This is a genomic window from Sphingobium sp. TomMM15 (genome assembly GCF_055397045.1).
On sequence record NZ_AP027314.1, the window covers coordinates 1,218,038 to 1,242,890 of the forward strand.

Below are 24,853 nucleotides of genomic sequence, written 5' to 3' on the forward strand. Positions count from 1 at the left end.
CGCCTCGAGATCCTGCCCCACATTACAAAAGTCAAAAATAATAGTTGATAATCAATATATTACATCGTTGCCGCAGGTTCATGCAACCTCCTCCACTATGAGCGGGTTGAACAGCAAATCATTGTTTCGGAGGAGAATTATGCGCAAAGCCATTATCGCCCTGTCGGCCCTTTCAATGGCCATCCCTGTGTCCATGGCGATCCCGACAGATGGGGCGAGCGCCCGGAAGCATCACCACTATCGCGAATGGCGTGGCCGCGACGGACGGACATATTGCCGCAAGTCCAACGGCACGACCGGCCTTATCGTCGGCGGCGTAGGCGGTGCCCTTGTAGGCCGTGCCATCGACACGCGCGGTGATCGGGCCACCGGCACGATCTTGGGCGCTGCTGGCGGCGCGCTGCTCGGCAAGGAAATCGATAGCAAGCGCCGCTGCCGCTAATCTGCCAACAAATAAGGGCGGCTCCCGATTGGAAGCCGCCCTGTGCACATCCCTAAAGTACCGCCGCTTACTCCGAGGCGGCTCCGCGAGCCTCATCGACCTTGAACGCAACCGGTCGGCCGCCAGACACGCCGGACACCTTGCCGTTCTTGATCGCCAGGTTAAACGCAACGGCATCCGGATAGCGGCGGCCTGACACGAGCCGACCCGTCTTTGTATCCTTCACCTGATAGACATAGGTGTAGCCTTCATGGGTGAAGCGCTGCTTGCCTTCTTCCGCATGGACGGGGGCAAGGGCAGCGGCGACGGTGCCGACTGCACCGATAAGAATGAATTTCGACAGCATTCGCATAGGTTTTCTCCTTGTGAATGCCGATCAAACACCTCTGCATTTCTGTTCTGTCGGTGTCGAACCTATGGGCCAGACACATGCGCGCAATCGCAAAAGGCGGATCACCAGTTGCGCCGGGCGCAACCGGCCACGCATCAAACCTCCGACATCGCCACGATGTGACGAAACTGCGCTTCGGTCAGGGGGGACACGGACAGGCGCGACTGCCGCAGCATCACCATATCGGCCAGCGCCGGGTCCGCCTTCATCGCCTTCAGCGTGACGGGCTTTTTCAGCTTTTCCTTGGGTGCGACATGCACCGCGATCCACTTGCCGCTTTCGTCGGTGCTGTCGGCCGCGGCTTCCTCGACAATCTCCATGATGCCGACCGCTTCCACACCAATATTGCTGTGGTAAAAAAAGGACAGGTCGCCCTTGCGCATTGCCTTCATGTTCAGCTGCGCGGCATGGTTGCGAACGCCATCCCACTCCGCCTTTCCTTTCTCGACCAAGTCGTCATAGGAAAAGACATCGGGTTCCGATTTCATGAGCCAATAGTTCATGATCGCCTCCTTGCATCAGCCGCCCGGGCCGATCAAGGATCGGACGGCGCCAATTGACAGAAGGAAAGCCGAAACTTGCCGCACGCACCGCTGGAACAGGTTCCACTGCTGTCCCTTACCGCGATGGCTAAGCCGGATTTTGCAACAGCGCTCGGCGATTCGTTCCGGCAATTCGGCTTCGCCATGGTGAAGGACCACGGCATGGATGCCGCCCTGATCAACGATGGCTGGAGGCTCGCCCGCGCCTTCTTCGCCCTGCCGGAGGATGTAAAGCGCCGCTACGATGCCAGCAGCAATGGCGGCCAGCGAGGCTACACGGCGTTCGGCAGGGAAATCGCCAAGGGCGCGAGCGAGAATGACCTCAAGGAATTCTGGCATGTCGGCCGCGACCTACCCGCAGGACACCCCCTTGGCATCACCATGCCGCCAAACATCTGGCCCGAAGAAATACCGGAATTTCAACCCACTTTAAGCCGTCTTTATGCAGAGTTCGACCGTATAGGCGGCCAGCTTCTCGCCGCGATCGCCCTCTATCTCGACTTGCCCGAACATTGGTTCGAGGACCCCATCGAAAGCGGCAACTCGATCCTGCGACTACTCCACTACCCGCCAGTTTCGCCCGAAGCCCCCGGCATCCGCGCAGGCGCGCATGAGGATATCAACCTCATCACCCTGCTGCTCGGCGCCGAGGAAGGCGGCCTGGAGATCAAGGACCGCCAGGGCAACTGGCTCCCCGTCGTACCGCCCCCCGGCGCGCTGGCGATCAATGTCGGCGACATGCTCCAGCGGCTGACCAACCACCGCCTGCGATCAACCAGCCACCGGGTCGTCAATCCTCCGCCGGAGCGGCGCGGCGTCGCGCGCTATTCCATGCCCTTCTTCCTGCACCTGCGGCCAGATTTCCTGATCGAACCGCTGCCGCAATGCGTGGATGCGGACCACCCGCGCCGAGACCCGCCGATCACCGCGCACGACTATCTGACCGAGCGCCTGCGCGAGATCGGACTGGTGAAGGGCTGAACGCCCGTCAGCTCACTTGCGCCACCGACCCAGAGTAATGCCGATTTCCTCACCCTTCTCGCTCAGCGCCAGCTTGATGATCTTCACCTCGACATGCAGCACCTTGTCATCCTGAAGGAAGATGGTGTCGATGATATGGTCCGCAACGGCCTCGATCAGCGTGAAATGCTGTCCTTCCGGCAGCGCGATCGTGGCGGCATGCTTCAGGTCCATGTAATTTTTCGAACGGGATAGCGGCGTATCCAGTTCATAATGGTCAGCGACCTTCAACCGCGCGCGGATGGAAATGCGCAGCGGTTGCGGCAGGTGGGTTTCTTCCGAATAGATGCCCGTCAGGACATTGACGTCCAGATGATTGACCTCCAGCGTCAGAAAATCGTCAAATCCGCGGTCCATGGCTTTCCTGCTGCTGGCGATGGCCAGAATAGACTTTAATTTTGCGGAACAGGCGTTAATCCCGCCGCTCCGGCGCGGTCCATGCGCCATTGACGGCGGATCGGCAAGACGTGTCTCATATTGTGCCCCTCAACATCGTGGCGGAAGAGGCGATTGAGCAACTGCTCGACGCCGCCTTCGGCCCCGACAGGCACGGCCGCACCGCCTATCTGATCCGCGACGGCATGCCCTGGGTGCCTGAACTGTCCTTCGGCATGATGGATGAACATGGCGAGCTGGCTGGTTCGCTCCAAAGCTGGCCGGTGGCGCTCACCCATGCCGACGGAACGCAGACACCGCTCATCATGGTCGGCCCGGTCGCTGTCTCCCCCACCCTCCAACGCACCGGTCATGGCCGCGCGCTCATGGACGCGGTCGTCAATGCCGCTCGCGCCCACCATAGCGATCCGCTGATGATGATCGGCGATCCCGAATATTATGGCCGCTTCTGGGGCTTTTCCGCTGCATCCACGGGCGGCTGGACCTGCCCCGGCCCCTATGAAGCGCGCCGACTACTCGCTCTTTCGGTCGATGGAGCCGCGATCGGCGGCGAAGGGATGCTTGGGCCGCGAATCACCGCGCCACTGTGATTTCCCTTTTGCCTTCGGCGCCGCGCGATCCTATCTCGACGCCATGCCGATGGACCCGCCCCCTGATCTTGCCAACCTGTCCCTGGCCGACATAGCCCGTCTGGTCGAGGAAAAGCGGCTGCCGCCCGTCGAAAAGTGGAATCCCGACCATTGCGGCAACAGCGAAATGCGCATCGCCCGCGACGGCACATGGTTTCATCAGGGTTCGCCGATCGGTCGCGAAGCCATGGTACGCCTCTTTTCTACGATCCTGCGGCGTGAAAAGGATGGCTCCTATGTCCTTGTAACGCCAGTTGAAAAGCTGTCGATAGAGGTGGACGACGCCCCCTTCCTCGCCGTCGAGCTAAAGAGCGAGGGCGAAGGCCGCGACCGCGCCCTCGCCTTTCGCCTCAACACAGGCGACCTGATCCCCGCAGGCCCCGAAAACCCGCTCGTCATCCGGGAAACGGCGGATGGCCCGCACCCCTATCTGCACGTACGTCGCGGGCTTGAGGCGTTGGTCAACCGCAGCGTCTATTATGAGTTGATGAACCTCGCGCTGGACGAAGCAAGCGATCCGGTTGGCCTCTGGAGCAATGGCGCTTTCTACCCATTGGACGGCTCCGCATGACCTTGGCCGACCGCGTCCGCGCCGCGCTTGCCGAAGGACATGCGCGCGAAGTCGGGCTCATGCTATCGGACACACGAGATCCCCGCATCGACGGCGAACTCGTTCTTGCGCCCGCCGCCGTGCTCGTCGCCATCACTGACCGACCGGAACCCGGCCTTATCCTCACCGAGCGCGCGGCTTCCCTGCGCAAACATGCGGGGCAGATCGCCTTCCCCGGCGGCCGCGTCGATCAGGAAGACACTAGCGAGATCGCCGGAGCACTGCGGGAGGCGCACGAAGAAATCGGGCTGCTCCCTAGCTTAGTGGATGTCATCGGCACGACCGATCGCTACCACACCTTCACCGGCTTCGACATTGTGCCCGTGCTGGGCGTCATCCCGCCCGACCTGCCGCTCATGCCGCAGGCAAACGAGGTCGCTGACTGGTTTGAACTGCCCCTCTCCTTTGCGCTCGATCCCGCAAACCGGGTCAGCCATTCCGCCCATTATCAAGGTGTTGAACGGCACTATTATGAAATAATGTGGAATGACCGCCGTATCTGGGGCATCACCGCCGCCATACTCGCCAACCTGTCGCGGAGGCTTGATCTTGACCGCCTATTTGCCTGACGCCGACTGGCGCCACCGGCCCGGCCTTGACGGCCTGCTCGCCGCGCTGGGGGCGGAACAGGGTCTTGCCCGCTATGTCGGCGGCGCGGTGCGCGACGGCCTGCTGGGACTTCCCGTCAACGATCTCGACATCGCCACGGCGCTGGAGCCGCAAGAGGTGATGGAGCGCCTGAAGGCCGCCGGGATAAAGGCTGTGCCCACGGGCATAGACCATGGCACGATCACGGCGGTGATCGGGGGATGGCCGGTCGAAATCACCACCTTGCGCCGCGACGTCAGCACCGACGGCCGCCGTGCGACCATCGCCTACACCACCGACTGGCGCGAGGATGCGGCACGGCGCGATTTCACCATCAACGCGCTCTATGCCGATCCCCACACCCATGAAGTGACCGACTTTTTCGGCGGCGTTGATGACCTTGCGGCAGGCCGTGTCCGCTTCATCGGCAGCGCGGCTGAGCGTATTGCCGAAGATCATCTACGAATCCTGCGCTATTTCCGCTTCCTCGCCCGCTTCGGCCGCGACACACCGGATGAGCAGGCATATGCCGCCTGCCGCACCGCCGCCAACAGCCTGATGGCCCTGTCGCGGGAGCGTATCGCCGATGAGCTTATGAAGCTCCTCGCCCTCCCCGATCCTTTCGCCTCGCTCCAATTGATGATCGAAGGCGGCATCCTAGTTCCCGTTCTTCCGGAGATCGACGGGGGCGGACTTGCTCGACTGGGGCAGTTGACGGCGCGGGAAGCCGACGCTGGCATTCCTTACGCAGCGCTGCGCCGGCTGGCTGCCCTGCTCCCCCCCGACGCGCGTACCGCCGATGCCGTGGGCGCCCGCCTCAAACTGTCCAACAAGGCGCGAAAACGCCTCGTCCTCGCGCTGGAACCCCATAAGGCGGCCCCATCGCTCAAAGCGCTCGCCTTCACCATCGGCGTCGAAGGTGCAATCGATCGCATCCTGCTAGATCCCATGGCGCCCCTCGACAGCATCGCCTCGCTCGAAGGCTGGACACCACCGCAACTCCCGATCGGCGGAGGCGCCCTGATCGCGCGCGGCCTGCCGCCCGGCCCCGAAGTCGCCAAGGCGCTGGGCGAGGTGCAGCGTATCTGGGTAGAAGAAGGTTTCCCGGAGGCAGGCCGGGTCGATCAGATCGCGGATCAGACCGTTTCGAAATTCCAGCGCGCGCGCCAATAATCGAACGCGTCATTTTCGGGCATGGGACGCGCGAAGTAAAAGCCCTGCCCGTGGCTGCATCCCATGCCTTGCAGAGCATGGGCCAGCTCCTGCGTCTCCACTCCTTCGGCGGTGACATGCAGGTTCAACGATTCGGCCAGCGACAGGATCGTGCGAACGATCGCCTGCTTGTCCTTGTCATCCAGCATGTTGGTCACAAAGCTGCGGTCGATCTTCAAAATGTCGATCGGCAGGCTGTGCAAGCTGGCAAGGTTGGAATAGCCCGTTCCGAAATCGTCCATGGCGATCGGCATTTGTAGGTCCTTCAACGCGACCAGCAGTTTCCGCGCCTTGTCCGGATCGGCGATGATCGCGCTTTCCGTCAGTTCGACGGTCAGCCGCCTGCCCGATACGCCTGAATAGCGCAGCGCTTCTTCGAACATCGACGCCACATCATCCCGCGCCATCTGGATCGGCGACAGGTTCACATTGACCCCGACCGGCATTGCCTGCCCGAATTTCGCGTCCCACCGGCTCAGCGCCTGCGCCGCCTCATAAGCCGCCCACCGGCCGAGAGGCGTGATGAGGCCGCTTTCCTCGGCAACCGCAATGAACTCGCACGGGGAAACATGACCCAGTTCAGGGTCATTCCACCGGGCGAGCGCTTCAAATCCGGTAATCTCCCCAGTCTGCAACTGAATGAGCGGCTGATACGCCAAGGTAAGCTCACCTTGTGTCAACGCGGTGCGCAGGCGGCTTTCGATGGAAAAGCGCCGCTGCGCTTCCTTCAGCACGCCGTTGCGGTAGATCTCCACCTTGCCGCTACGCTTGGCGATTTTCACCGCCGCCTGCGCCTTGCGGATTATATCGTCGGGGTCATCGTCCAGGCTTGTCGCCAGAGCACATCCGATCGCGCAGTCGACCCGAATTTGCAGATCACTGAGGCGGATCGGCGAATTCAGCGCATCCCTTACCCTCTGCACGATATGAAGACAGTCGGACAAACCATTGTTCAATCTAGCGAATATCGCAAAGTCATTGCCGCCGATCCGCGCCAGCACATCGCCCTGCCGCAGGCTCGACTTCAAACGCTTGGCAACCGTGATCAGCAGTTCATCACCCGCCATCGGCCCCAGCGATTCGTTAACCCGGCTAAATCGGCTGAGATCGATCGCGATGATCCCGAACTGCGAATTGCTCGGCCATGGAGAATTGCGCAGTCGGTCTTCGATCTCCTCGCCAAATCCCGTACGGTTCGGCAGCGCTGTCAACCCGTCGGATAGCAATTCGCGGCGTAAATTCCGTTCGGTCACGCGATCGCTAGTGCGGTCCAGCGCGGTGAAGAGAATGAGGTGCGCCGCTTCGTCAGTCGAGGGCAGCAGCCCGGCGGTGCAGGAGAAATATTCCGGCCCCAAAGGACCATCACGCCGCAATTCAAACGTGGCGGAGACGCTTTCCGAAAGCGCAACCTCGATGATCCGTTCGCGCCAGTCCTTGCAATAGGGCAACTCGGTGCCCGTATCGCCCCTCTCCAGGAAGCTGTGATAAAAAGCCTTGTTAACAGCAACGATCGACAAGTCATTGTCTTTAAAACATAACATGGCTGCGGCGTGAGGCACCGCCTCCAACCAATGCTCCATCTCCGCCAGGCAGCGCAGATGCGTGCGCTCGAACCTCGCGAGGAGGTTGTCGTCCAGCCTTTGACCTGGCCGAATACGCGCTGGCACCGTTTTCATGCCACCGGATTAGATACCAGTGGTAAATTTTCAGGAAATGACCCGATGTAATTTCAAGAAGATATGCGGCTCGTTACGCATTCATCAAAATCGGTTGTCTCGCGGGAAGCCAACCGGCGGCATCCGCCCGGCCGCCCCGCGCGCAACGCGCCACGGCGTCATGTCGGCCTCGGTTCGGGTGCGCCCGCTTCCTCCGCCCATCGCCCAGCTGAGGCCCTCGCTCATCCGGAAAGTGACGGCATCCGACAGGCCGCCATCGCGATAACGCTGCATCTGCACGCCCTGCCCGCGCGACATGCGCGGCATTTCGACCAGCGGAAACACCAGCAGCTTGCGATTCTCACCGACCACGGCGACGCTGTCCGCCTCTGTCCCAATGATGTGGACCACCGTCAAGCGAGCGCCCGAGCGCACATTCACCACCTGCTTGCCCTTACGCGTCTCGGCAATGACATCCGCGACCGCCGCGACAAAGCCCCTGCCGTCCGATGCAGCCAGCAACAGCTCGCTTCCTGTCTTCGCTGGGAACAGCGCCACGATGTCGCCCTGATCATCCATATCGACCAGCGACCGCACCGGATCGCCAAAGCCGCGCCCGCCCGGCAACTTGTCCGCCCCCAACGTGAATATGCGCCCGCTCGCCGTCGCCAGCAGCAGCTTGTCGGTCGTTTGCGCATGAAAGGCGATTTTCGGCCCGTCGCCTTCCTTGAACTTCAAGGTGTCCGCCGAAGAAAGGTCGCGATGGCCGCTCATCGCCCGTATCCAGCCGCGCTCCGACAGGATAACGGTGATCGGCTCGCGCTCGATCATCGCCTCCAGCGGAATTTCTCGGGCGGGCGCCGCTTCCTCCACCAAAGTCCGCCGCCTGCCGATATCGCTCTCTGGCGAATAGCGCTTGCGCAGTTCCGCCAGATCCTTCTTCAGGCGGTTGCGCTGGCGCGTCGGGCTCTCGACCAGCTTGGTAAGCTCATCCCGTTCCTTGAGCAGCCCCGCATGCTCGCGCCGCAGTTCCATCTCCTCCAGCTTGCGCAAGGAACGCAGCCGCATGTTGAGGATGGCTTCGGCCTGCCGGTCGTTCAGCCCAAACTCCTCCATCATCACCGCCTTTGGCTCATCCTCCGTCCGGATGATCTCGATCACCCGGTCGAGGTTCAGATAGGCAATGATATAGCCGTCGAGCAGTTCGACCCGCGCGGCGATCTTGTCGAGCCGATGCTGCGCCCGTCGCACCAGCACGTCGATCTGGTGCTTCAGCCACTCGATCAACACCGGCTTCAGCCCCAGAACGCGCGGCGTCCGGCTCGCATCCAGCACGTTGAGGTTCAGCGGAAAGCGGTTCTCCAGGTCAGTCAGCCGGAACAGGCTGTCCATCAGCACATCGGAATCCACCGTCCGCGCCCGCGGTTCAAGGACAATGCGAATCTCCGCGTCGCTCTCATCCCGCACATCCGCCAATATCGGCAGCTTCTTGTCGTTGATCAGCGCGGCGATATGCTCGATCAACTTGGACTTCTGCACCTGGAAAGGGATTTGCGTCACCACCGCCACCCAAGTCCCGCGCCCGCCATCTTCCTTGTGCCAGCGCGCCCGCGTGCGGAACGATCCCCGCCCCGTCGCATAGGCTTCCGAAATAATGGAAGCGTTATCCACCAGCACGCCGCCAGTCGGGAAATCCGGCCCGCGCACGACCTGCATCAGGTCGGCATGTTCGGCATCCGGATTTTCGATCAGCAGGCTCGCCGCATCGATCAGCTCGGACACATTATGCGGCGGAATGCTGGTCGCCATGCCGACCGCGATCCCGCTTGCGCCATTTGCCAGCAGATTGGGGAAAAGGCCGGGGAAAACCTCCGGCTCTTCATCCTCGCCATTATAGGTGGGCCTGAACTCGACGGTCCCCTCGTCCAGCCCGGCCATCAGGTCGGCCGCCGCCTGCGTCAGCCGCGCCTCGGTATAGCGCATGGCCGCCGCATTATCGCCGTCGATATTGCCGAAATTCCCCTGCCCATCGACCAAGGGGGTGCGCAGCGAGAAATCCTGCGCCAGCCGCACCATAGCGTCATAGACTGAAGAGTCGCCATGCGGGTGATATTTACCGATCACATCGCCCACGACGCGCGCGCATTTCTTATAAGAAGTCGTGTTACGCGCCGGATTAGCGACCAGCACATCCGGCGACGCGCCGCCCGGCTCCATCTTGAGCAGCCGCATCGCCCACAACAGACGCCGGTGCACCGGCTTCAATCCATCGCGCAGGTCCGGCAGCGACCGCGCCGTGATCGTGGAAAGCGCATAGACGAGGTAGCGCTGGGACAGCGCTTCGTCGAACGGGTGATCCTTGATAGCGTCGAACGGGTCGCGAAAATCGGTCATCGCGATCGGAATAGCAGCGCAACGACAAAACGGAAACGGGGATTGCAGCCCCGAAAAATTCATCTTCTTCGCCTCCGGGGCTTGCACATTCGTCGCCACGCGCCAATTTGCGCCCGTGTCCGATTCCAACCCACCTCCTGTCATCGCCCTTCCGCCGCCGCCTGCCTCGCTGCTGACCGGCGCGGCGCTGTTTCTCGATTTTGACGGCACCCTCGCGCCGATCGCCGCCACACCTGACGGCGTGGTCGTGGACGGCGATCTGCTCACCCTGCTCGGCGAATTGCGCGATGTGCTGCAAGGCCGTCTGGCTATCGTCAGCGGCCGGTCTATCGTCACCTTGCGCGATCTCGGCTTCGCCAACTTCCTGCTTGCCGGAACGCACGGACTGGAATTCGCTCAACCCGGCGAACAGGTTGAAGCCGCCCCTCGCCGCCCGGCGGTCGATGATGCCGAAGCGGCCTTCCACAGCTTTGCGGAGGGCAAGCCCGGCATATTGGTCGAACGCAAATCGATCAGCGTTGGCCTGCATTTCCGTGGCGCGCCCCAATGGGGCGAGCAGGCGGGCGAACTGGCCAGCGACCTCGCCGCCAAACTTGGCCTCGCCGTGCAACCGGGCAAGATGCTGTTCGAACTGCGCCCCGGCGGCGCGGACAAGGGCAGCGCGGTCCACACGCTGATGGCCCGCACTCCCATGGCAGGGGGACGCCCGCTCTTCATCGGCGACGATGTCACGGATGAGGAAGGCTTTGCCGCTGCCGCCGATCTTGGTGGCGCGGGCATTCTCGTCGGCCCGCCCCGCCCGACACTCGCCGCATTCTCTTTGGAACAGGTTGCCGCTGTCAGGCATTATCTCGCGCGGGGGGTCGTCAGGCCCGGCTGAGCCATGGCTGGCGCCCCCTCGTTCGAATGAGCCAGGGGGGCAGACCGATAGTCAGGACCAGTAAAACGCATTCCGCCGGAAACGAACGCACTCTCGATCTCTGGCCCATCGGCAATTGCCAGGCATCCGCGCTGATCGATCGCGCAGGGCGGATGATATGGGCGTGCGTGCCCCGCGTGGACGGGGACCCCGTCTTTTCCGCCCTTCTCGACGACAAAAGTTGGGACGCACCGGACGCGCGCGGTTTCTGGGCGATCGAACTGGAAAACTGCGTCAGCGTCGAACAACATTATATCCGCAATACGCCGATCCTCGTGACCCGCCTGACCGACGATCACGGCAATGCCATAGAGCTATACGACTTCTGCCCGCGCCATCGCCACATGGGCCGCATGTACCGTCCCGTGGCTTTCGCCCGGATCGTCCGGCCTGTGGCAGGCAGCCCACGCATCCGCGTGCGGCTTCGCCCGACCACGTCCTGGAATTCGGAGAGCGTGCCGATCAGCTATGGCTCAAACCATATTCGGCTCGTCCTGTCCTATATGGCTATGCGCATGTCGACCAACGCGCCCATCGGCCTCATTTCCCAGGAAAGCTGGTTCCGGCTCGAACATGACATGCACTTCTTCCTCGGGCCGGACGAAAGCTTTTCGGATGCGCTTCGCCCCGAAGTGGAGCGAATGCTGGACGACACCATCCACGAATGGCAGGTCTGGGTGCGCGGCCTCGCCATTCCCGCCGAATGGCAGGAAGCGGTCATTCGCTCGGCCATCACGCTAAAGCTTTGCCAGCATGAGGAAACCGGCGCGATCGTCGCGGCGCTGACCACCAGCATCCCGGAACATGCCGACTCGGGGCGCAACTGGGACTATCGCTACTGCTGGATACGCGACGCCTATTATACCGTGGAGGCGCTGAACCGGCTTGGCGCGCTCGACGTATTGGAAAGCTACCTCGTCTACCTCCGCAACATCGTCGACGGCGCAAAGGGCGGCCATATCCAGCCGCTCTATGACGTGCGCGGCAACGCCACGCTGGAGGAACGCGAGGCGCAGAACCTTCCGGGCTATCGCGGCATGGGGCCGGTTCGCGTCGGCAACGCCGCCTATTCCCAGATTCAGCATGACGCCTATGGCCAGATCGTGCTGTCCTCGGTTCAGGGTTTCATCGACCAGCGACTGCTTCGCATGGCGAGCATGTCCGACTTCGAATCGCTCGAAGCGGTCGGCGAACGCGCATGGTCGGTCTATGACCAGCCCGACGCTGGCCTGTGGGAACTGCGCACCCGCGCTCACGTGCACAGCTACAGCGCCGTCATGTGCTGGGCCGCCTGCGATCGCCTCGCCCATGCCGCCGCCGCGCTCGACCTGCCCGAGCGGGAGGTTTATTGGCGCGAACGGGCCGAGATCATGAAGGCGCGCATCCTGCAATCGGCCTGGCGCAGCGGCAGCAACGCCATCTCCGCCAATTTCGAGGATGACGCCCGCGACGCCTCACTGCTTCAGCTTCTGGACCTGCGCTTCCTGACGGCCGACAATCCGATGTTTGTGGGTACATTGAAGGCGCTGGAAAAGGACCTGCGCCGGGGCAATGACATGCTGCGCTACAGCACGCCGGATGATTTCGGGGAGCCCGTCACCGCCTTCAACGTCTGCACCTTCTGGCTGATAGAGGCCCTCCACCGCACCGGCCGCACGGAAGAAGCGCGGCTGCTGTTTGAAGAAATGCTGTCCCGCCGCACCGCCGCCGGGCTATTGTCGGAGGATATCGATCCCGCGACAGGGGAATTGTGGGGCAATTATCCCCAGACCTACTCATTGGTCGGCATCATCAACTGCGCCGTTCTGTTGAGCAAGCCGTGGAGCGTTATGCGATGAGCCGCCTGATAGTCATTTCCAACAGGGTCAGCAGGCCCAACAAGTCCGGCAATCAGGGTGGCCTTGCCGTGGCGCTGGCACAGGCGCTGCGCGAAAGCCGGGGCATCTGGGTCGGTTGGTCTGGCGAAGTCACCGAAAATTTCACCGGCCATATCGGCTTTTCCGAAGATGAAGGCGTCAAGACGGCAACGATCGACCTCGAAGAGCAGGACGTCGACGAATATTATAACGGCTATGCCAACAAGACGCTGTGGCCGCTCTTCCACTTCCGCATCGACCTTGCCGAATATGCCCGCGATTTCGAAGGGGGCTATAACCGCGTCAACCACCGCTTCGCCGACACGACCAGCCCGCTGATCGAGCCCGAAGACATTATCTGGGTGCAGGATTATCACATGATTCCGCTCGGCCAGATGTTGCGCGACAAGGGGCATAACAACCGGATGGGATTCTTCCTCCACATCCCATGGCCGCCCACGCGTCTGCTGGTGTCCCTGCCCCATCATACCAAGCTGGTGCAGACCCTGTTCGCCTATGACGTCATCGGCTTCCATACCGAAGAATGGCTCGAATCCTTCCGCCATTATGTGGAGCGGGAGATGAACGGGACGGTAAATGGCGACTTCGTCACGCTGGGCGACCGCACGATTCAGGCGATCGCCTGCCCCATAGGCATCAACGCGCAGGAATTTTCCAACGCCGCCGTCAGCGAACCCGCGCGGGGCATGTTCGAACAAGTCCGCCGCTCATTGCAGGACCGCGCGATGATCGTCGGCGTAGACCGGCTCGACTACAGCAAAGGGCTGGAGGAAAGATTCAGCGGCTATGCCCGCTTCCTCAAGGACCATCCCGAACATCATCGCAAGGTGGTCCTGACGCAGATCGCGCCACCCTCGCGAGGGGAAGTGGAAAGCTACCAGCACATCCGTTCGACGCTCGACGCCACCGCCGGGCGCATCAACGGCGAATATAGTGATGTGGACTGGACGCCGATCCGTTACGTGAACCAGGGCTATCCGCGCGACAAGCTGGCGGGCATCTATCGTGCCGCTCGGATCGGCCTCGTCACCCCGCTGCGCGACGGCATGAACCTCGTCGCCAAGGAATATGTCGCCGCGCAGGACCCGAACGATCCCGGCGTCCTCATCCTCTCCCGCTTTGCTGGCGCCGCGACCCAGCTAAAGGACGCGCTCCTCATCAACCCTTACAGCCCGGAGGAGATGTCGGACGCCATCACCCGCGCCCTCGCCATGCCACTGGATGAACGCAAGCGCCGCTGGCGTTCGATGATGGATTGCGTCGAGGAACAGGACATCAGCTGGTGGCGCCGCTGCTTCACCGAACGCCTGATGGCCGTACGTCGCGACGATGAGCAGGCGGCAGACGTCGAAATCGCGCACTGAACCCACGACAGTTCGCCGCCAGATCAGTGCGCTAATTGCACCCCTGTCTGCTTTGGTCTATGGGCCAGCCAGCAGCCCCGGCACCCGCTGATCCTCTTCGATTCGCGTTGCCGGGGCACATTCTTTTCTCGGGAAGACAGGAACGCGCATGGCCCGTCGCCGCCAGATCTACGAAGGCAAGGCAAAGATCCTTTACGAAGGCCCTGAGCCCGGCACGATCATCCAATATTTCAAGGACGATGCCACCGCCTTCAACGCGCAGAAGAAGGGCACGATTTCCGGCAAGGGCGTACTCAACAACCGCATCTCCGAGCATATCTTCACCCTGCTCGGTCAGATCGGCGTGCCGACCCACTTCATCCGCCGCCTCAACATGCGCGAACAGCTCGTCCGCCAGGTCGAGATCGTGCCGATCGAGGTCGTGGTACGCAACGTCGCCGCCGGTTCCTTGAGCAAGAAGCTGGGGATCGAGGAAGGCACACAGCTGCCCCGCACCCTCATCGAATATTGCTACAAGGACGATGCGCTGGGCGACCCGCTCGTTTCCGAAGAACATATCGCCTGCTTCGGCTGGGCCACGCAGGAAGAGATGCACGACATCGCCGACATGGCGATCCGCATCAACGACTTCATGTGCGGCCTGTTCGCCGCCATCGGCATCCGCCTTGTCGACTTCAAGCTGGAGTTTGGCCGCCTGTGGGACGGCGATTTCAGCCGCGTCATCCTGGCCGACGAAATCAGCCCGGACGGCTGCCGCCTGTGGGACATGAACACCGGCGAAAAGCTGGACAAGGACCGCTTCCGCCGCGACCTCGGCGGTGAAGTCGAAGCCTATCAGGAAGTCGCCCGCCGCTTGGGCCTCCTGCCCGAAGGCGCGGACACGACTGTCCTAGACCTCGACACCCACCGCAAGAAGCGCAGCAAGGACTGACCGTCTCAAATCCTCCCCATCGATAGATGGGGAGGGGGACCGCTCGCAAAGCGAGTGGTGGAGGGGAATAGCGCGCCGCTCATCCCACCACCGCATCCACCATCAGCTTCACCCCCAACAGCACCATCAGCACATAGATCAGCGTGTAGAACCGCGCCGGATCAACCCTGCGCGCCAGCACCACCCCGGCATAGGTCGCCCCAATGGCCACCGGCGCCAGCATCGCGGTCGCCATCAAATTGGCCCGCGTAAACTGCCCCAGCGCCGCATAAGCAGGCACCTTGATCCAGTTCATGATGGCAAAGGCAATCGCCGTGGTGCCGATCAGCGTGTCGCGCGCCAGCCGCTTGGGCAGCACCCACATCTGGAATGGCGGCGCGCCCGCATGGGCGATCTGGCTGGTAAATCCGCTCGCCACGCCCAGCAATGTCCCGACCCAGTTCGGCGAACTGGACGGCAGAACAACCTTCCCGCCTCGCTCAACCCACAGCCTCTGCGCGCCAAACAGCGTAGAAATGAAACCGAGCGCCCCCAACACAGCCGTCTCCGGCACCCGCGCAGCGAACAGGTAACCCAGCCCCACGCCGACAACCATGCCCGGCATCATCACCTTCAATATATGCCGATCCCAGCTATGCCGGAACGACCAGACGCTCACCGCATCCTGCAATATTAGGATAGGCAGCATGATCGCCGCCGCCCGCACCGGATCGATGCCCAGCGCCATGATCGGCATGGCCAGCGCCCCGGCCCCAGCAAAACCGCCCTTGGCCAGCCCGGAAAGGACCACCGCCACGATCGCGCAGCTATAATAGAGATAGTCACCACTCATAGCCCCGCCCTAAAACAGGCGGCAGCTCAAACGAACAGCTTTTCTGCAAAAGCTCAGGCGCTAGCCCGGTATCCGATCAGAACACCGAAGGCAAAGGTAGCCAGCAGGGCCAGCTGCACACGGCCATGCGGATCGTCATAGCCGACGATCTGCTGCCCAAAGGCGAAAAGCCCCACAAACATCGCCAGTGCAAGACCAGCCATATTCAAAACCCTCTATCCCGTCCCGAAACCATAGCGCCGTCTCGCTAATAAAGGGATAATGCCTTGCTTGGCGCGGCGCAGGGGACTAGGGGGTGCGCCATAGCAATCCACGGAGTTTTTGGCCTCATGAAAGCCCGCATCTTCGTCACCCTTAAGGGCGGGGTTCTCGACCCGCAGGGCAAGGCGATCCACCACGCACTCGACGGTCTGGGCTTCTCGGGCGTCAACGACGTGCGCGCGGGCAAGCTCATTGAGCTGGACCTGGCCGACGGCACCAGCGACGAAGATATCGACGCCATGTGCCGCAAGCTGCTCGCGAACACGGTGATCGAAAACTACCGCATCGAAAAGGTGGCCTGAGCCATGAAGAGCGCCGTCATCGTCTTCCCCGGCAGCAATTGCGACCGCGACCTCGCCGTGGCTTTCGAGGCGGTGAGCGGTGAAAAGCCGGTCATGGTCTGGCACCGCGATACCGAGCTGCCCGAAGGCATCGACCTGATCGGCGTGCCCGGCGGCTTCTCCTATGGCGACTATCTGCGCTCCGGCGCGATGGCCGCGCGCTCGCCCGTCATGCAGGCGGTGGCCAAGGCGGCCGAACGCGGCACCTATGTGCTGGGCATCTGCAACGGCTTTCAGGTGCTGACCGAAAGCGGCCTGCTCCCCGGCGCCCTGCTCCGCAACGCAGGCGGCCATTTCGTCTGCCGCGATGTCTCGCTGACCGTCGAAAACGCACAGAGCGCCTTCACCAGCCGCTATGCCGCTGGCGAGACAGTGACTTATCCCGTCGCTCACCATGACGGCAATTACTTCGCCGACGCCGCAACCCTCGACCGCCTCGAAGGCGAAGGCCGCGTCGCCCTGCGCTATGGCGAAGCCGTAAACGGCTCCGCCCGCAACATCGCTGGCATCCTCAACGAAGCAGGCAATGTGCTGGGCATGATGCCCCACCCCGAACGCGTGATTGAGGCCGCCCACGGCAAAACCGACGGCCGCCGCCTGTTCGAAGGCCTGGTAGAGGGACTGTTGGCCCGCGCCTGACCCGGCGCGCGCTACCCCTCCTCCACGCCCAGTCCCTGATCCACCACCCAACACCCGTCATCCCAGCGCACACTGGGATCTCAGGAGGCTGGGCAAAACGCCATCAACTTACGCTGGCATCACGAGATTGGGACTGTCGCCTTACGACCAGTTCACGCCCTTCTGACGCGGCGACCGCCTGCTTCAAAGCGGTCACGTTTCAAGACCGCGATGATCTTCTCGTAAGCACGAGCGAGGGCATCATGTTGCTGCCGGTCCATCTCGCAGATTGCACCTGCCGCACTACATTCTGCCAGCTGTTGTCGGCGTTGTAAGTTTATGATTTGCTGCATTACCGCGACCTGTAGGATGCAGGAGGTTGGCGCGAAACGTGCGCGGCCGAGCGCTTAATCTCGCCAGTAAGAATTTTATTCTTTAACAACAGGCGAACTTGTTCGGCGTCCCTTCCGTCAAGCAAAACCACTCTCGAACCACCCGACGCCAAGGTTTCTATCGTTGAAATGCGAAAACTGTGCGCGGCGCAAATCTTCTCGATCTCAGCCACGCTCGCCGTCGTGTTGACAACCCGACTCATGAATGTTGTCCTTCGCCACCAAAGGGATATGGGGCAAAAGCTTTTCCACTATTCACCGGGCCTGATCTGTAAGGATAGTCATGGGCACGAATGCGCCGGGCATAGCTCCTGGCACGAAATCGATGAGCGGAACGCGCGAAAATACACGTCGCCGCCTGCTCTTTTAAAAGCTCGATTTGTTCATTTTCCAGTAGATTATTCAGATCTTCCATGGGCACACTTCAGCAGGCAAGCGGGAGCGCGATGGTCTCTCTGTCAATACGAAGGCTTGCGGGCTGATTTCGCTCGATTACGCCTCTTAACAGAATATTTTTACTTTGTCGCATCATTTGCGAAAGGCTATTCGACAGCATAATCCGTTACAGTCGATCCGCTCCATCCAACACATTCCCTCCCGCGGGGGTTAGGGTGGGCGCGAGCGCAGCGAGCTTCCGCGTCAGCCCCTCAACAATGCCAATGTTGCGCTACTTCAGGCCCCTCACAAACGCAGGCAGATGCGCAACCCCGCTCGGGTTCGGCCCCGCCATATACAGCGCCATCACCGTCCCCAGCGCAATCGCCACCCCATAAGGGATCGGCCCGCCCGGCGCGAAGATCGCCAGCGATGACCCGTCCCGCACCGCTTTCGGCACCATCCGCCGCCCGGCCATGATCAGCAGCGCCAGCACACCCCCACCGACCGTCACATAAACAAACCAGGGCAGCGCCGCGCCCCAATCGAACCACAGCGCGCACGCCGCCAGCAGCTTGATGTCGCCCCCGCCCATCCATCGCATCGCGAACATTAAGCATCCGAGCGCGAACACGGCCAAAAACAGCGTGCCATTCTGCCAGATGTCATTTTCCCATCCGGCCAACGCTACCCAAGGCACGAACAACCCCATCACCAGCAGCGGAAAGATGTTGGATATCCGCAACCGCGCAATATCCTCGATCGCCGCGCCCAATAAAACCAACGACAGCGCAATCAGGACAAGGTCCTTCGTCATGGCCTTGCCCCCATCCCAGCTAAAGCCGCAGTCGCCTCCGGCTGAAAACTCTCGGACTCCGTGACCGCGCGGCTCAGATAAGCCCGCGCCTTCACCGCGTCCCCCATGCGCAACGCCACCTGACCCGCATCGCTCAGCCGCTTGGCCCAGCTATTGGCGTCATCGGCAGTGCGCCTTTCTATGTCGCGTCCGGCCATCACCTGAGCGGCATCGCTATGCGCGATAAGGCGCGCGTCATCGGGCGCCATGTCCCGCGCCTTGTCGAATATGGCGATCGCCTTGTCCGCCTGTCCCTGTGCCATCAGCGAAAGCCCATAATTGTTCAGCACCTGCACCGGCCTGTCGGTCAACTGAAAGGCCCGCTCATAGGCGGCGGCACTCAGGGCCCAGGACTTTGCCTTGTCATAAGCGACGCCCAGCGCGTTCCAGGCCCGCCAACGCGATGCACACTGATCGACCGCACGACGCAGCGCCTCTGCTGCCTGAGCCGCTCGGCCCAGCCGCAACCTTGCGATGCCCAATCCCTCATCGATCCGGCAATCCGCCGTTCCTGCCTGACCGATCGCGGAAAAGCGCGCCTCCGCCTCCGCATCCTGTCCCTTGGCCAGAGCCATTTGCGCGACCGCGATGTCGATGCCCCGCTTATCCTGCGCCTGCGCCCCGTCGCGCCATTGGCTCAGCATCAATTCGGCCTGTACGATCCGCCCGCCTTCGATCGCGTCATCGATCAATCGGCCATAGTCCAGAACCGCTGCGGGCACCGTCTCGGCTGCCGTCGCGCCGGGGGATATGGCCGCAGCCGCCAGCAGCAGCAGGATGCTCATCCCCGGCCTCCGCTCCACGCCCATAGCTTCTGGAACAGGCTGTCCGGCTCATCCCCGCCCGCCATCGTCGCGCAGGGGCGTGACGCTCCCGCACTGGTCCCATCCTTGGACTTGCCACACCCTGCCACCGTGACTTGCACGGGCGTGGGCAGGGTCGTGATCGGCGCCGCCAACGACCGCGAAAGCGAGATGGCAGGCGCCGCGCCAGTCCCGTCCGCAACAGTCACGATCGCGGTATTCAGTTGCGCGATGGCCCTGCCCGGCAACGCAGCCTGTGCGACGCCCGTTGACACTGTGCGCAGCCGCACCTCGCCCATCGAAACCCGCTCCAGCTCCAGCCCGGCCGCCCGCACGGGTGCCGCCGGACGCTTGCCACCGTCCATCGCGATCTGCGCCAGCGTCGGGCGGCGCGCACTACCGGCTTGCACGCCCTGTCCGATCTCAGCCAGCAAGGCGTTTGCTTCTCCCTGCAAACCCTGCGCATTCAGGCTGCGCGCGAAGTTGCGATGGATGCGCTCATCCATGGGAGCGCGTGCCAGGGCCAGCTCGAAATAATCCCGCGCCAGATCATGCCGCCCCATCGCCGCATAGCTGATCGCAACGCCGTTCAGCGCGTTTGCATCGGCCGGGTCCTGCCGCATTGCCCGCCGGTAAGCATCCAGCGCCAGCGCATATTCTCCCCGCGAAAACAGCAGCTGCCCCCGCGCGATGGCTTCTTTCCCGGTCGCCGCCGCCTCAACGTTCACGGGTCGGATAGCCACGTCCCGGTTGGCCGAACTGCATGCCGCGCACGCCAGCATCAGCGATATCGCCACTGCCTGTCTCATCATGCCCCGTCCCCCTCTTGGTTTCCGCTACCGGCTCAACACCGGCAGGATTTCCCTCACCACCCGCACCACGGCGGGCAGCATCAGCACCCCGATCATCACCGGCAGCATGCACGCGACCAGCGGCACTGACAGCAGCACCGGCAAGCGATGCGCCTTCTCCTCCGCCCGCATCCGCCGCTTCTCCCGCATCTCCGCTGCATAGACGCGCAACGTCTGCCCGACGCTAGACCCCAGCTGGTCCGATTGGATCAACAGCGTCGCGAAGGACCGAATTTCGTCCACGTCCACATCATCCGCCATCCTCCGCAGCGCATCCGCCCGGCTCATACCTGCGCGCAGTTCCAGCACGACTTTACCCAGCGCCTGCGACACCAGCGGGTGCGAGATGGCGAGTTCGCGCCCCACCCGATCCATCGCCGCTTCCAGCCCCAGCCCCGCCTCGACGCACACCAGCATCAGGTCCAGCGCATCGGGAAAGCCGTGGACGATCGCCTCCTGCCGCCGCGCCGCCTTCGCCGAAATGAAGAGGTTCGGCAGATACAGCCCCAGCACCGCAACGGCAGTCGCCATGAAATACAACTTCACCGGGCTCGGCGGCTCGGGCTTGTTGAGCGACATGAGCACCAGCACAGCAGGCAGCGCCAGCGTCAGCACCAACCGGATGAACGTAAAGATCTTCGGCGCCTCGGGCGAAGGATAGCCCGCCGCGATCAACCGCTTGCGCAAGCTGTCATTCTTCGTATCCGCCAGCGAAATGCCCAGCTTCTCGATCCGATCGACCAGCTTTTTCCATTCGCTATTGTTGCGCTCGTTACGCAGCGACTGCCCACCGCCCTGCACCGCGCTACCGACGTCGCTCACAACGTCCAGCCGACTCCGCACCCTGGACGTACGCGCGACCGCCTCCGTCACGCCATAGACGATGGCCACGATCGCGACGAACAGCAGCACCAGCAACACCGGCCGCAATTGCGAAATAAGGGCAAGGTCCAGCATCAGGTCAGACTTTCAAATCAACCATGCGGCGTATCGTGACGAAGCCGATGATGTAGAGGATGATCAGCCCGGAAAAGCCAAAGATGAACATCGGGTCCTGCGCGATATCCAGGTAGAAGGCCGGGTTGAGCAGGAACAGCGCCACGAACGCCAGGATCGGCAGCGCCGTCAGCATCACCGCCGTCATCCGCCCCTCGGAACTCAGCGCCCGCACCTTCAGGAACAGGCTCGCCCGCTCACGGATCACCAGCGACAGATTTTCCAATATCTCCGCCAGGTTGCCGCCCGTCTCCGCCTGCACCGACAGCGACGTCACGAACATGTGCATCTCGTTCATGTCCCACCGCTCGGCCATGCGCTGCAAAGCATCGCGCAGGTCGGAGCCATAGGTCACCTCGTCGACGACGATGCCGAACTCGCTGCCGATCGGGTCGCGCATCTCCTTGGTCAGCAGGTCCAGCGCCGCCGCGATCGGATGCCCCGCGCGCAGGCCACGCACGAAAGTATCGAGCGCGACCGGAAACTGCTCTTCCATCTTCTTGCGCCGCCGCTGGCTCAACCGGCTCAGGACCATGATCGGCAGCAGCACGCCCAGCGACACGGCGAAGGCCCCCGCCATCACGATCATCCCCGCCGTCATGCCATAGCCCGCCGCCAGCGCGCCGATCACCACGATCAGGAACAGCACCCCCGTCGCAATCGCCATGAAGGTCAGCACGACGCGCGCAGGCACGCTCAACCCCGCGCCATGCAGCGACCGCACGACGCTCAAAGCCATCCGCCCAAAGACGCTGTCATGATTAAAGTTCAAACTATCGTCATTGCGCCGCAGCCGGGACAGGACCGTGCTGCGCTCAAACCCCGCCGCGATCATCTTCAACCGCTTGTTGACGACCCGCTCAGTCCCTGCCCGCGCCCGGAACCAGCTATGAACCCCCTCGATCGTCAGGATCACCGCCGCGAACAGCAGCACCAGCACAAAGGCACGGATGTAGATCGGATTGATCATTGCACCACCGCATCAGGACGGAAAAGTTCGGCGGGCAGGTGAATGCCCCGGTCGGCCAGATCGCTCATGAATTTCGGGCGGATGCCGGTCGCCTCGAAGTGACCGCGCACCATGTCATTCTCGTCACGGCCCGTCATCTTGAAGCGGAAGATTTCCTGCATGGTGATGACCTCGCCCTCCATGCCCGTAATCTCCGAAATGCTGAGCAACCGCCGCCGCCCATCCGACAAACGCCCCACCTGCACGATGACGTTCAGCGCCGAAGCAATCTGCGCCCGCGCCGATCGCGGCGAAATGTCGATCCCGCTCATGCCGATCATCTGCTCGACACGGGACAGCGCATCGCGCGGCGTATTCGCATGGACCGTGGTCATCGATCCATCATGCCCCGTATTCATCGCCTGAAGCATGTCAAACGCCTCCCCGGCGCGCACTTCGCCCACGATGATCCGATCCGGCCGCATACGCAGCGCATTCTTCACAAGATCGCGCTGCGTGACCTCGCCCCGCCCCTCAATATTGGGCGGCCGCGTCTCCAGCCGAACAACATGCCGCTGCTGCAACTGAAGCTCCGCCGAGTCCTCGATCGTCACGATCCGCTCGGCCTCATCAATGCTCGCAGACATGGCATTGAGCAGCGTCGTCTTGCCCGAACCCGTACCGCCGGAAATCAGCACATTGCGCCGCGAAGCCACCACCGCCGACAGCACCTGCGCCATCGGCGCGGGCACGCTGCCCAGTTCCGAAAGCCGCGCCATGCTGATCGGCACCTTGGCGAACTTACGAATGGACAACAGCGATCCATCGACCGCCAGCGGCGGCACCACCGCATTGACGCGCGACCCGTCCGCCAAACGCGCATCGACAAAGGGCGAAGCCTCGTCCACGCGCCGCCCCACGGCCGCCACGATCTTCTGGATGATGCGCAGCAGATGCTTCTCATCCTTGAAGCGCGCCGCCGTCTCCACCAGCCGCCCGCCGCGCTCGACAAAGACGATCTTGTGCCCATTCACCAAAATATCGGTGACGCTATTATCCTTCAGCAGCGGCTCCAACGGCCCCAGTCCCAACAGCTCATCCAGGATATCGGACACCAGCCGCTTGCGCTCTTCCAGGTTCAGCGCATGCTTCTGCAACGCCAGCTGCTCATGGACGATCTCGCCCACTTCCGCCTCGACCTGCGCGCGCGACATATTCTCCAGCGCCGACAGGTTGATAAGGTCGATCAGCTTCTGGTGTAGCGCGACCTTCAGCTCGGTATGCCGGTCCTCTTCCCAATGGACCAGCTCGGTATCGGTCGGCCCCACGTCATCGCGGGAATCGCCAAAGCGGCTGTCGCCTTTCCGGATCTGCCACATCACCCTTTCTCCGCCTGACGCCGCGCTTCGACCGCCTGCATGGTGCAATCGACTATGTCCGCCATGTCCTTGCAAATACGGCTGCGCGCCTTCAATTCCTGGATCAACACCCCCTGATCCAGCGCAGAGCTGACCAGCGGAAAGTCGTTCGCGATGCTAAGGTTCACCGGATGATCCAACGCCGCCGCCGCATCCTCCAGCCCGATCGCGCGGAACAGCTTCTTCTCGACCCGATTGGCGATCACATGGATGCGCGACGGATCGATATCCTGATCCCGCAGCAAGGCGATCTGCCGCCGCGCCTGTCGCAGGCTGGCGATGGTCAGCTCGCACACCAGGAAGATCACCTCCGACCGTGCCACCAGCGACATGGACCAGTTCGTCCAGTTGCCCGGCAGGTCCAGATAGATGGTATCATAATTGCGCTGCGCCAGTTCGATCACGCGGAACACCTGATCGGCATTCACCGCCTCCAGCGGCATGATGTCCGTCGGCGCCGTCACGACATGCAGCCCGGTCGGCGTCTCGACCGTGACAGAGCCCAGCAGCTCCCGGTCCACCCGGCTACCGCCCTGCAACAGGTCCGCCAGCGTCAGCGGAGAGGAGATGCTCAGGAACGTCCCCGCATTGCCGAACTGCACATCGAAATCGAACAGGCAAACCCGCTCGCCCGTCTGTTTGGCGTTGCGCGCATGCAGGCTGGCCGCCTGTGTAGCGATCGTCGTCGCGCCCACGCCGCCGACGCTCTTGATGATCGACACCAGCGCGCCCGTCTTGACGTCACGCCCGCCCTTGGCCGCAATCTCTCCCCGCAGCTGGTCGATGATCGATGACAGCTCGCTCGCCTGCAAAGGCAGCGCCACCACATCGTTGATCCCACTGCGCAGCAAGGCCCGCACCAATGGAATCTCCGCATTGCGCACGGCGGCAACGACCAGCAGCGCCGGATGAGCCGCCCGCAAAGCCGCCAGCCGCCGCGTCGACGCGTCATCGTCCGGCTGCACCTCCAATATGACGGCCTTCGCCTCCGCCACCAACGACTGCGGCAACGGCGCCCCGGCAGGCAACATGGACAAGGTCAAGGACTGCCCACTCAACTGATCCCCAAGAATATCGGAAGCCGCCACCTCCTGCTCCGAAAGGATCAGATGAATCCCCTCATCCCCCACATTGAGTGTCCAGCTCTCGGCCGCTTCCGCTGTGTTCGTCACGATGCCCAAGATCTTGTTC

The 24,853-nt window shown here is 62.6% G+C and carries 27 protein-coding genes; 12 read left to right on the forward strand and 15 right to left on the reverse strand.

The genetic code is table 11. From position 1 onward, the window contains the following. Positions 1–139: 139 nt before the first annotated feature. On the forward strand, positions 140–442 hold the full coding sequence (locus ACZ51H_RS06210; RefSeq protein WP_449473222.1) for a glycine zipper 2TM domain-containing protein: 303 nt from the start codon (positions 140–142) through the stop codon (positions 440–442). Positions 443–509: 67 nt separating this feature from the next. Here ACZ51H_RS06210 and ACZ51H_RS06215 read toward each other — a convergent pair whose 3' ends face one another. After that, positions 510–794, reverse strand: coding sequence for a hypothetical protein (locus ACZ51H_RS06215; protein ID WP_449473223.1), 285 nt, complete (start codon positions 792–794; stop codon positions 510–512). Between the two features lie 134 nt (positions 795–928). Next, complete coding sequence (locus ACZ51H_RS06220; protein WP_464802784.1) at positions 929–1,336, reverse strand: EVE domain-containing protein; 408 nt, start codon at positions 1,334–1,336, stop codon at positions 929–931. Positions 1,337–1,459: 123 nt separating this feature from the next. Here ACZ51H_RS06220 and ACZ51H_RS06225 point away from each other — a divergent pair, with 123 nt between their 5' ends. Then, on the forward strand, positions 1,460–2,356 hold the full coding sequence (locus tag ACZ51H_RS06225; protein WP_464802859.1) for an isopenicillin N synthase family dioxygenase: 897 nt from the start codon (positions 1,460–1,462) through the stop codon (positions 2,354–2,356). A gap of 12 nt (positions 2,357–2,368) precedes the next feature. Here the strand turns inward: ACZ51H_RS06225 and ACZ51H_RS06230 are convergent, their stop codons facing one another. Next, positions 2,369–2,752 (reverse strand): dihydroneopterin aldolase, encoded by a 384-nt coding sequence (locus tag ACZ51H_RS06230; RefSeq protein ID WP_464802785.1) that lies wholly within the window; start codon positions 2,750–2,752, stop codon positions 2,369–2,371. 110 nt (positions 2,753–2,862) lie between these two features. On the opposite strand from ACZ51H_RS06230, the gene ACZ51H_RS06235 reads away from it, so the two are divergent. Genes ACZ51H_RS06235 through ACZ51H_RS06250 form a run of 4 tightly spaced genes read left to right on the forward strand, consistent with a single transcriptional unit; the run spans position 2,863 to position 5,791 of the window. Beyond that, positions 2,863–3,381: a GNAT family N-acetyltransferase gene (locus tag ACZ51H_RS06235; RefSeq protein ID WP_464802786.1), complete on the forward strand. Its 519-nt coding sequence runs from the start codon at positions 2,863–2,865 to the stop codon at positions 3,379–3,381. A 43-nt stretch (positions 3,382–3,424) separates the two neighbouring features. Further along, a complete protein-coding gene (locus ACZ51H_RS06240; protein WP_464802860.1) occupies positions 3,425–3,991 on the forward strand; it encodes a DUF1285 domain-containing protein in 567 nt (188 codons plus the stop codon). Then, complete coding sequence (locus ACZ51H_RS06245) at positions 3,988–4,599, forward strand: CoA pyrophosphatase (protein ID WP_464802787.1); 612 nt, start codon at positions 3,988–3,990, stop codon at positions 4,597–4,599. Before ACZ51H_RS06240 ends, ACZ51H_RS06245 begins: the two co-directional genes overlap by 4 nt. Then, positions 4,580–5,791: a CCA tRNA nucleotidyltransferase gene (locus ACZ51H_RS06250; RefSeq protein WP_464802788.1), complete on the forward strand. Its 1,212-nt coding sequence runs from the start codon at positions 4,580–4,582 to the stop codon at positions 5,789–5,791. Before ACZ51H_RS06245 ends, ACZ51H_RS06250 begins: the two co-directional genes overlap by 20 nt. Here the strand turns inward: ACZ51H_RS06250 and ACZ51H_RS06255 are convergent. Both ACZ51H_RS06255 and parC read right to left on the reverse strand, forming a co-directional pair. Beyond that, complete coding sequence (locus ACZ51H_RS06255) at positions 5,755–7,506, reverse strand: putative bifunctional diguanylate cyclase/phosphodiesterase (RefSeq protein ID WP_464802789.1); 1,752 nt, start codon at positions 7,504–7,506, stop codon at positions 5,755–5,757. The genes ACZ51H_RS06250 and ACZ51H_RS06255 overlap by 37 nt on opposite strands. 84 nt (positions 7,507–7,590) lie before the next feature. Further along, a complete protein-coding gene (gene parC, locus ACZ51H_RS06260; RefSeq protein ID WP_464802790.1) occupies positions 7,591–9,879 on the reverse strand; it encodes a DNA topoisomerase IV subunit A in 2,289 nt (762 codons plus the stop codon). 115 nt (positions 9,880–9,994) lie between these two features. On the opposite strand from parC, the gene otsB reads away from it, so the two are divergent. The 4 genes from otsB (at position 9,995) to purC (ending at position 14,970) form a co-directional block, all read left to right on the forward strand. Next, positions 9,995–10,759, forward strand: a complete 765-nt coding sequence (gene otsB / locus ACZ51H_RS06265) for a trehalose-phosphatase (RefSeq protein WP_464802791.1) — start codon at positions 9,995–9,997, stop codon at positions 10,757–10,759. A 152-nt stretch (positions 10,760–10,911) separates the two neighbouring features. Beyond that, positions 10,912–12,636, forward strand: a complete 1,725-nt coding sequence (locus ACZ51H_RS06270) for a glycoside hydrolase family 15 protein (protein ID WP_464772505.1) — start codon at positions 10,912–10,914, stop codon at positions 12,634–12,636. Next, positions 12,633–14,039 carry an alpha,alpha-trehalose-phosphate synthase (UDP-forming) gene (otsA, locus tag ACZ51H_RS06275; RefSeq protein ID WP_464802792.1) on the forward strand — a complete coding sequence of 469 codons (1,407 nt, stop codon included), beginning with the start codon at positions 12,633–12,635 and terminating at the stop codon, positions 14,037–14,039. Before ACZ51H_RS06270 ends, otsA begins: the two co-directional genes overlap by 4 nt. Before the next feature lie 148 nt (positions 14,040–14,187). Next, a complete protein-coding gene (gene purC / locus ACZ51H_RS06280; RefSeq protein WP_449473245.1) occupies positions 14,188–14,970 on the forward strand; it encodes a phosphoribosylaminoimidazolesuccinocarboxamide synthase in 783 nt (260 codons plus the stop codon). A 79-nt stretch (positions 14,971–15,049) separates the two neighbouring features. Here the strand turns inward: purC and ACZ51H_RS06285 are convergent, their stop codons facing one another. Then, positions 15,050–15,802 carry a sulfite exporter TauE/SafE family protein gene (locus ACZ51H_RS06285; RefSeq protein WP_464802793.1) on the reverse strand — a complete coding sequence of 251 codons (753 nt, stop codon included), beginning with the start codon at positions 15,800–15,802 and terminating at the stop codon, positions 15,050–15,052. Positions 15,803–15,855: 53 nt separating this feature from the next. After that, positions 15,856–16,005, reverse strand: a complete 150-nt coding sequence (locus tag ACZ51H_RS06290; RefSeq protein ID WP_176502204.1) for a hypothetical protein — start codon at positions 16,003–16,005, stop codon at positions 15,856–15,858. Between the two features lie 126 nt (positions 16,006–16,131). Here ACZ51H_RS06290 and purS point away from each other — a divergent pair, with 126 nt between their 5' ends. Both purS and purQ read left to right on the forward strand, forming a co-directional pair. Further along, positions 16,132–16,365: a phosphoribosylformylglycinamidine synthase subunit PurS gene (purS, locus tag ACZ51H_RS06295; protein WP_022683267.1), complete on the forward strand. Its 234-nt coding sequence runs from the start codon at positions 16,132–16,134 to the stop codon at positions 16,363–16,365. Positions 16,366–16,368: 3 nt separating this feature from the next. After that, positions 16,369–17,043 (forward strand): phosphoribosylformylglycinamidine synthase subunit PurQ, encoded by a 675-nt coding sequence (purQ, locus tag ACZ51H_RS06300; RefSeq protein WP_464802794.1) that lies wholly within the window; start codon positions 16,369–16,371, stop codon positions 17,041–17,043. A gap of 570 nt (positions 17,044–17,613) precedes the next feature. On the opposite strand, the gene ACZ51H_RS06305 is transcribed toward purQ, so the two are convergent. The 8 genes from ACZ51H_RS06305 to ACZ51H_RS06340 form a co-directional block, all read right to left on the reverse strand. Beyond that, positions 17,614–17,829 (reverse strand): hypothetical protein, encoded by a 216-nt coding sequence (locus ACZ51H_RS06305; protein WP_460986051.1) that lies wholly within the window; start codon positions 17,827–17,829, stop codon positions 17,614–17,616. Positions 17,830–18,081: 252 nt separating this feature from the next. Further along, positions 18,082–18,606, reverse strand: a complete 525-nt coding sequence (locus ACZ51H_RS06310) for an A24 family peptidase (protein WP_464772508.1) — start codon at positions 18,604–18,606, stop codon at positions 18,082–18,084. Continuing rightward, complete coding sequence (locus tag ACZ51H_RS06315) at positions 18,603–19,430, reverse strand: tetratricopeptide repeat protein (RefSeq protein ID WP_464772509.1); 828 nt, start codon at positions 19,428–19,430, stop codon at positions 18,603–18,605. The genes ACZ51H_RS06310 and ACZ51H_RS06315 overlap by 4 nt, the downstream gene beginning before the upstream one ends. Further along, positions 19,427–20,260: a tetratricopeptide repeat protein gene (locus tag ACZ51H_RS06320; RefSeq protein ID WP_464772510.1), complete on the reverse strand. Its 834-nt coding sequence runs from the start codon at positions 20,258–20,260 to the stop codon at positions 19,427–19,429. Before ACZ51H_RS06320 ends, ACZ51H_RS06315 begins: the two co-directional genes overlap by 4 nt. Positions 20,261–20,284: 24 nt before the next feature. After that, positions 20,285–21,256: a type II secretion system F family protein gene (locus ACZ51H_RS06325; RefSeq protein WP_464772511.1), complete on the reverse strand. Its 972-nt coding sequence runs from the start codon at positions 21,254–21,256 to the stop codon at positions 20,285–20,287. 4 nt (positions 21,257–21,260) lie between these two features. Beyond that, a complete protein-coding gene (locus tag ACZ51H_RS06330) occupies positions 21,261–22,265 on the reverse strand; it encodes a type II secretion system F family protein (RefSeq protein ID WP_449473261.1) in 1,005 nt (334 codons plus the stop codon). Further along, a complete protein-coding gene (locus tag ACZ51H_RS06335) occupies positions 22,262–23,623 on the reverse strand; it encodes a CpaF family protein (RefSeq protein ID WP_460988090.1) in 1,362 nt (453 codons plus the stop codon). Before ACZ51H_RS06335 ends, ACZ51H_RS06330 begins: the two co-directional genes overlap by 4 nt. Next, positions 23,623–24,834: an AAA family ATPase gene (locus ACZ51H_RS06340; RefSeq protein WP_464802795.1), complete on the reverse strand. Its 1,212-nt coding sequence runs from the start codon at positions 24,832–24,834 to the stop codon at positions 23,623–23,625. The genes ACZ51H_RS06335 and ACZ51H_RS06340 overlap by 1 nt, the downstream gene beginning before the upstream one ends. Between the last annotated feature and the right edge of the window lie 19 nt (positions 24,835–24,853).

What these genes read in the sequence shown, in the direction of transcription:
- ACZ51H_RS06210 (WP_449473222.1), top strand. Translation starts at nt 140, where the DNA reads ATGCGCAAAGCCATTATCGCCCTGTCGGCCCTTTCAATGGCCATCCCT.
- ACZ51H_RS06215 (WP_449473223.1), bottom strand. Translation starts at nt 794, where the DNA reads ATGCGAATGCTGTCGAAATTCATTCTTATCGGTGCAGTCGGCACCGTC.
- ACZ51H_RS06220 (WP_464802784.1), bottom strand. Translation starts at nt 1,336, where the DNA reads ATGAACTATTGGCTCATGAAATCGGAACCCGATGTCTTTTCCTATGAC.
- ACZ51H_RS06225 (WP_464802859.1), top strand. Translation starts at nt 1,460, where the DNA reads ATGGCTAAGCCGGATTTTGCAACAGCGCTCGGCGATTCGTTCCGGCAA.
- ACZ51H_RS06230 (WP_464802785.1), bottom strand. Translation starts at nt 2,752, where the DNA reads ATGGACCGCGGATTTGACGATTTTCTGACGCTGGAGGTCAATCATCTG.
- ACZ51H_RS06240 (WP_464802860.1), top strand. Translation starts at nt 3,425, where the DNA reads ATGCCGATGGACCCGCCCCCTGATCTTGCCAACCTGTCCCTGGCCGAC.
- ACZ51H_RS06245 (WP_464802787.1), top strand. Translation starts at nt 3,988, where the DNA reads ATGACCTTGGCCGACCGCGTCCGCGCCGCGCTTGCCGAAGGACATGCG.
- ACZ51H_RS06255 (WP_464802789.1), bottom strand. Translation starts at nt 7,506, where the DNA reads ATGAAAACGGTGCCAGCGCGTATTCGGCCAGGTCAAAGGCTGGACGAC.
- parC (WP_464802790.1), bottom strand. Translation starts at nt 9,879, where the DNA reads ATGACCGATTTTCGCGACCCGTTCGACGCTATCAAGGATCACCCGTTC.
- ACZ51H_RS06270 (WP_464772505.1), top strand. Translation starts at nt 10,912, where the DNA reads ATGATATGGGCGTGCGTGCCCCGCGTGGACGGGGACCCCGTCTTTTCC.
- otsA (WP_464802792.1), top strand. Translation starts at nt 12,633, where the DNA reads ATGAGCCGCCTGATAGTCATTTCCAACAGGGTCAGCAGGCCCAACAAG.
- purC (WP_449473245.1), top strand. Translation starts at nt 14,188, where the DNA reads ATGGCCCGTCGCCGCCAGATCTACGAAGGCAAGGCAAAGATCCTTTAC.
- ACZ51H_RS06285 (WP_464802793.1), bottom strand. Translation starts at nt 15,802, where the DNA reads ATGAGTGGTGACTATCTCTATTATAGCTGCGCGATCGTGGCGGTGGTC.
- ACZ51H_RS06290 (WP_176502204.1), bottom strand. Translation starts at nt 16,005, where the DNA reads ATGGCTGGTCTTGCACTGGCGATGTTTGTGGGGCTTTTCGCCTTTGGG.
- purS (WP_022683267.1), top strand. Translation starts at nt 16,132, where the DNA reads ATGAAAGCCCGCATCTTCGTCACCCTTAAGGGCGGGGTTCTCGACCCG.
- purQ (WP_464802794.1), top strand. Translation starts at nt 16,369, where the DNA reads ATGAAGAGCGCCGTCATCGTCTTCCCCGGCAGCAATTGCGACCGCGAC.
- ACZ51H_RS06305 (WP_460986051.1), bottom strand. Translation starts at nt 17,829, where the DNA reads ATGGAAGATCTGAATAATCTACTGGAAAATGAACAAATCGAGCTTTTA.
- ACZ51H_RS06310 (WP_464772508.1), bottom strand. Translation starts at nt 18,606, where the DNA reads ATGACGAAGGACCTTGTCCTGATTGCGCTGTCGTTGGTTTTATTGGGC.
- ACZ51H_RS06315 (WP_464772509.1), bottom strand. Translation starts at nt 19,430, where the DNA reads ATGAGCATCCTGCTGCTGCTGGCGGCTGCGGCCATATCCCCCGGCGCG.
- ACZ51H_RS06320 (WP_464772510.1), bottom strand. Translation starts at nt 20,260, where the DNA reads ATGATGAGACAGGCAGTGGCGATATCGCTGATGCTGGCGTGCGCGGCA.
- ACZ51H_RS06325 (WP_464772511.1), bottom strand. Translation starts at nt 21,256, where the DNA reads ATGCTGGACCTTGCCCTTATTTCGCAATTGCGGCCGGTGTTGCTGGTG.
- ACZ51H_RS06330 (WP_449473261.1), bottom strand. Translation starts at nt 22,265, where the DNA reads ATGATCAATCCGATCTACATCCGTGCCTTTGTGCTGGTGCTGCTGTTC.
- ACZ51H_RS06335 (WP_460988090.1), bottom strand. Translation starts at nt 23,623, where the DNA reads ATGTGGCAGATCCGGAAAGGCGACAGCCGCTTTGGCGATTCCCGCGAT.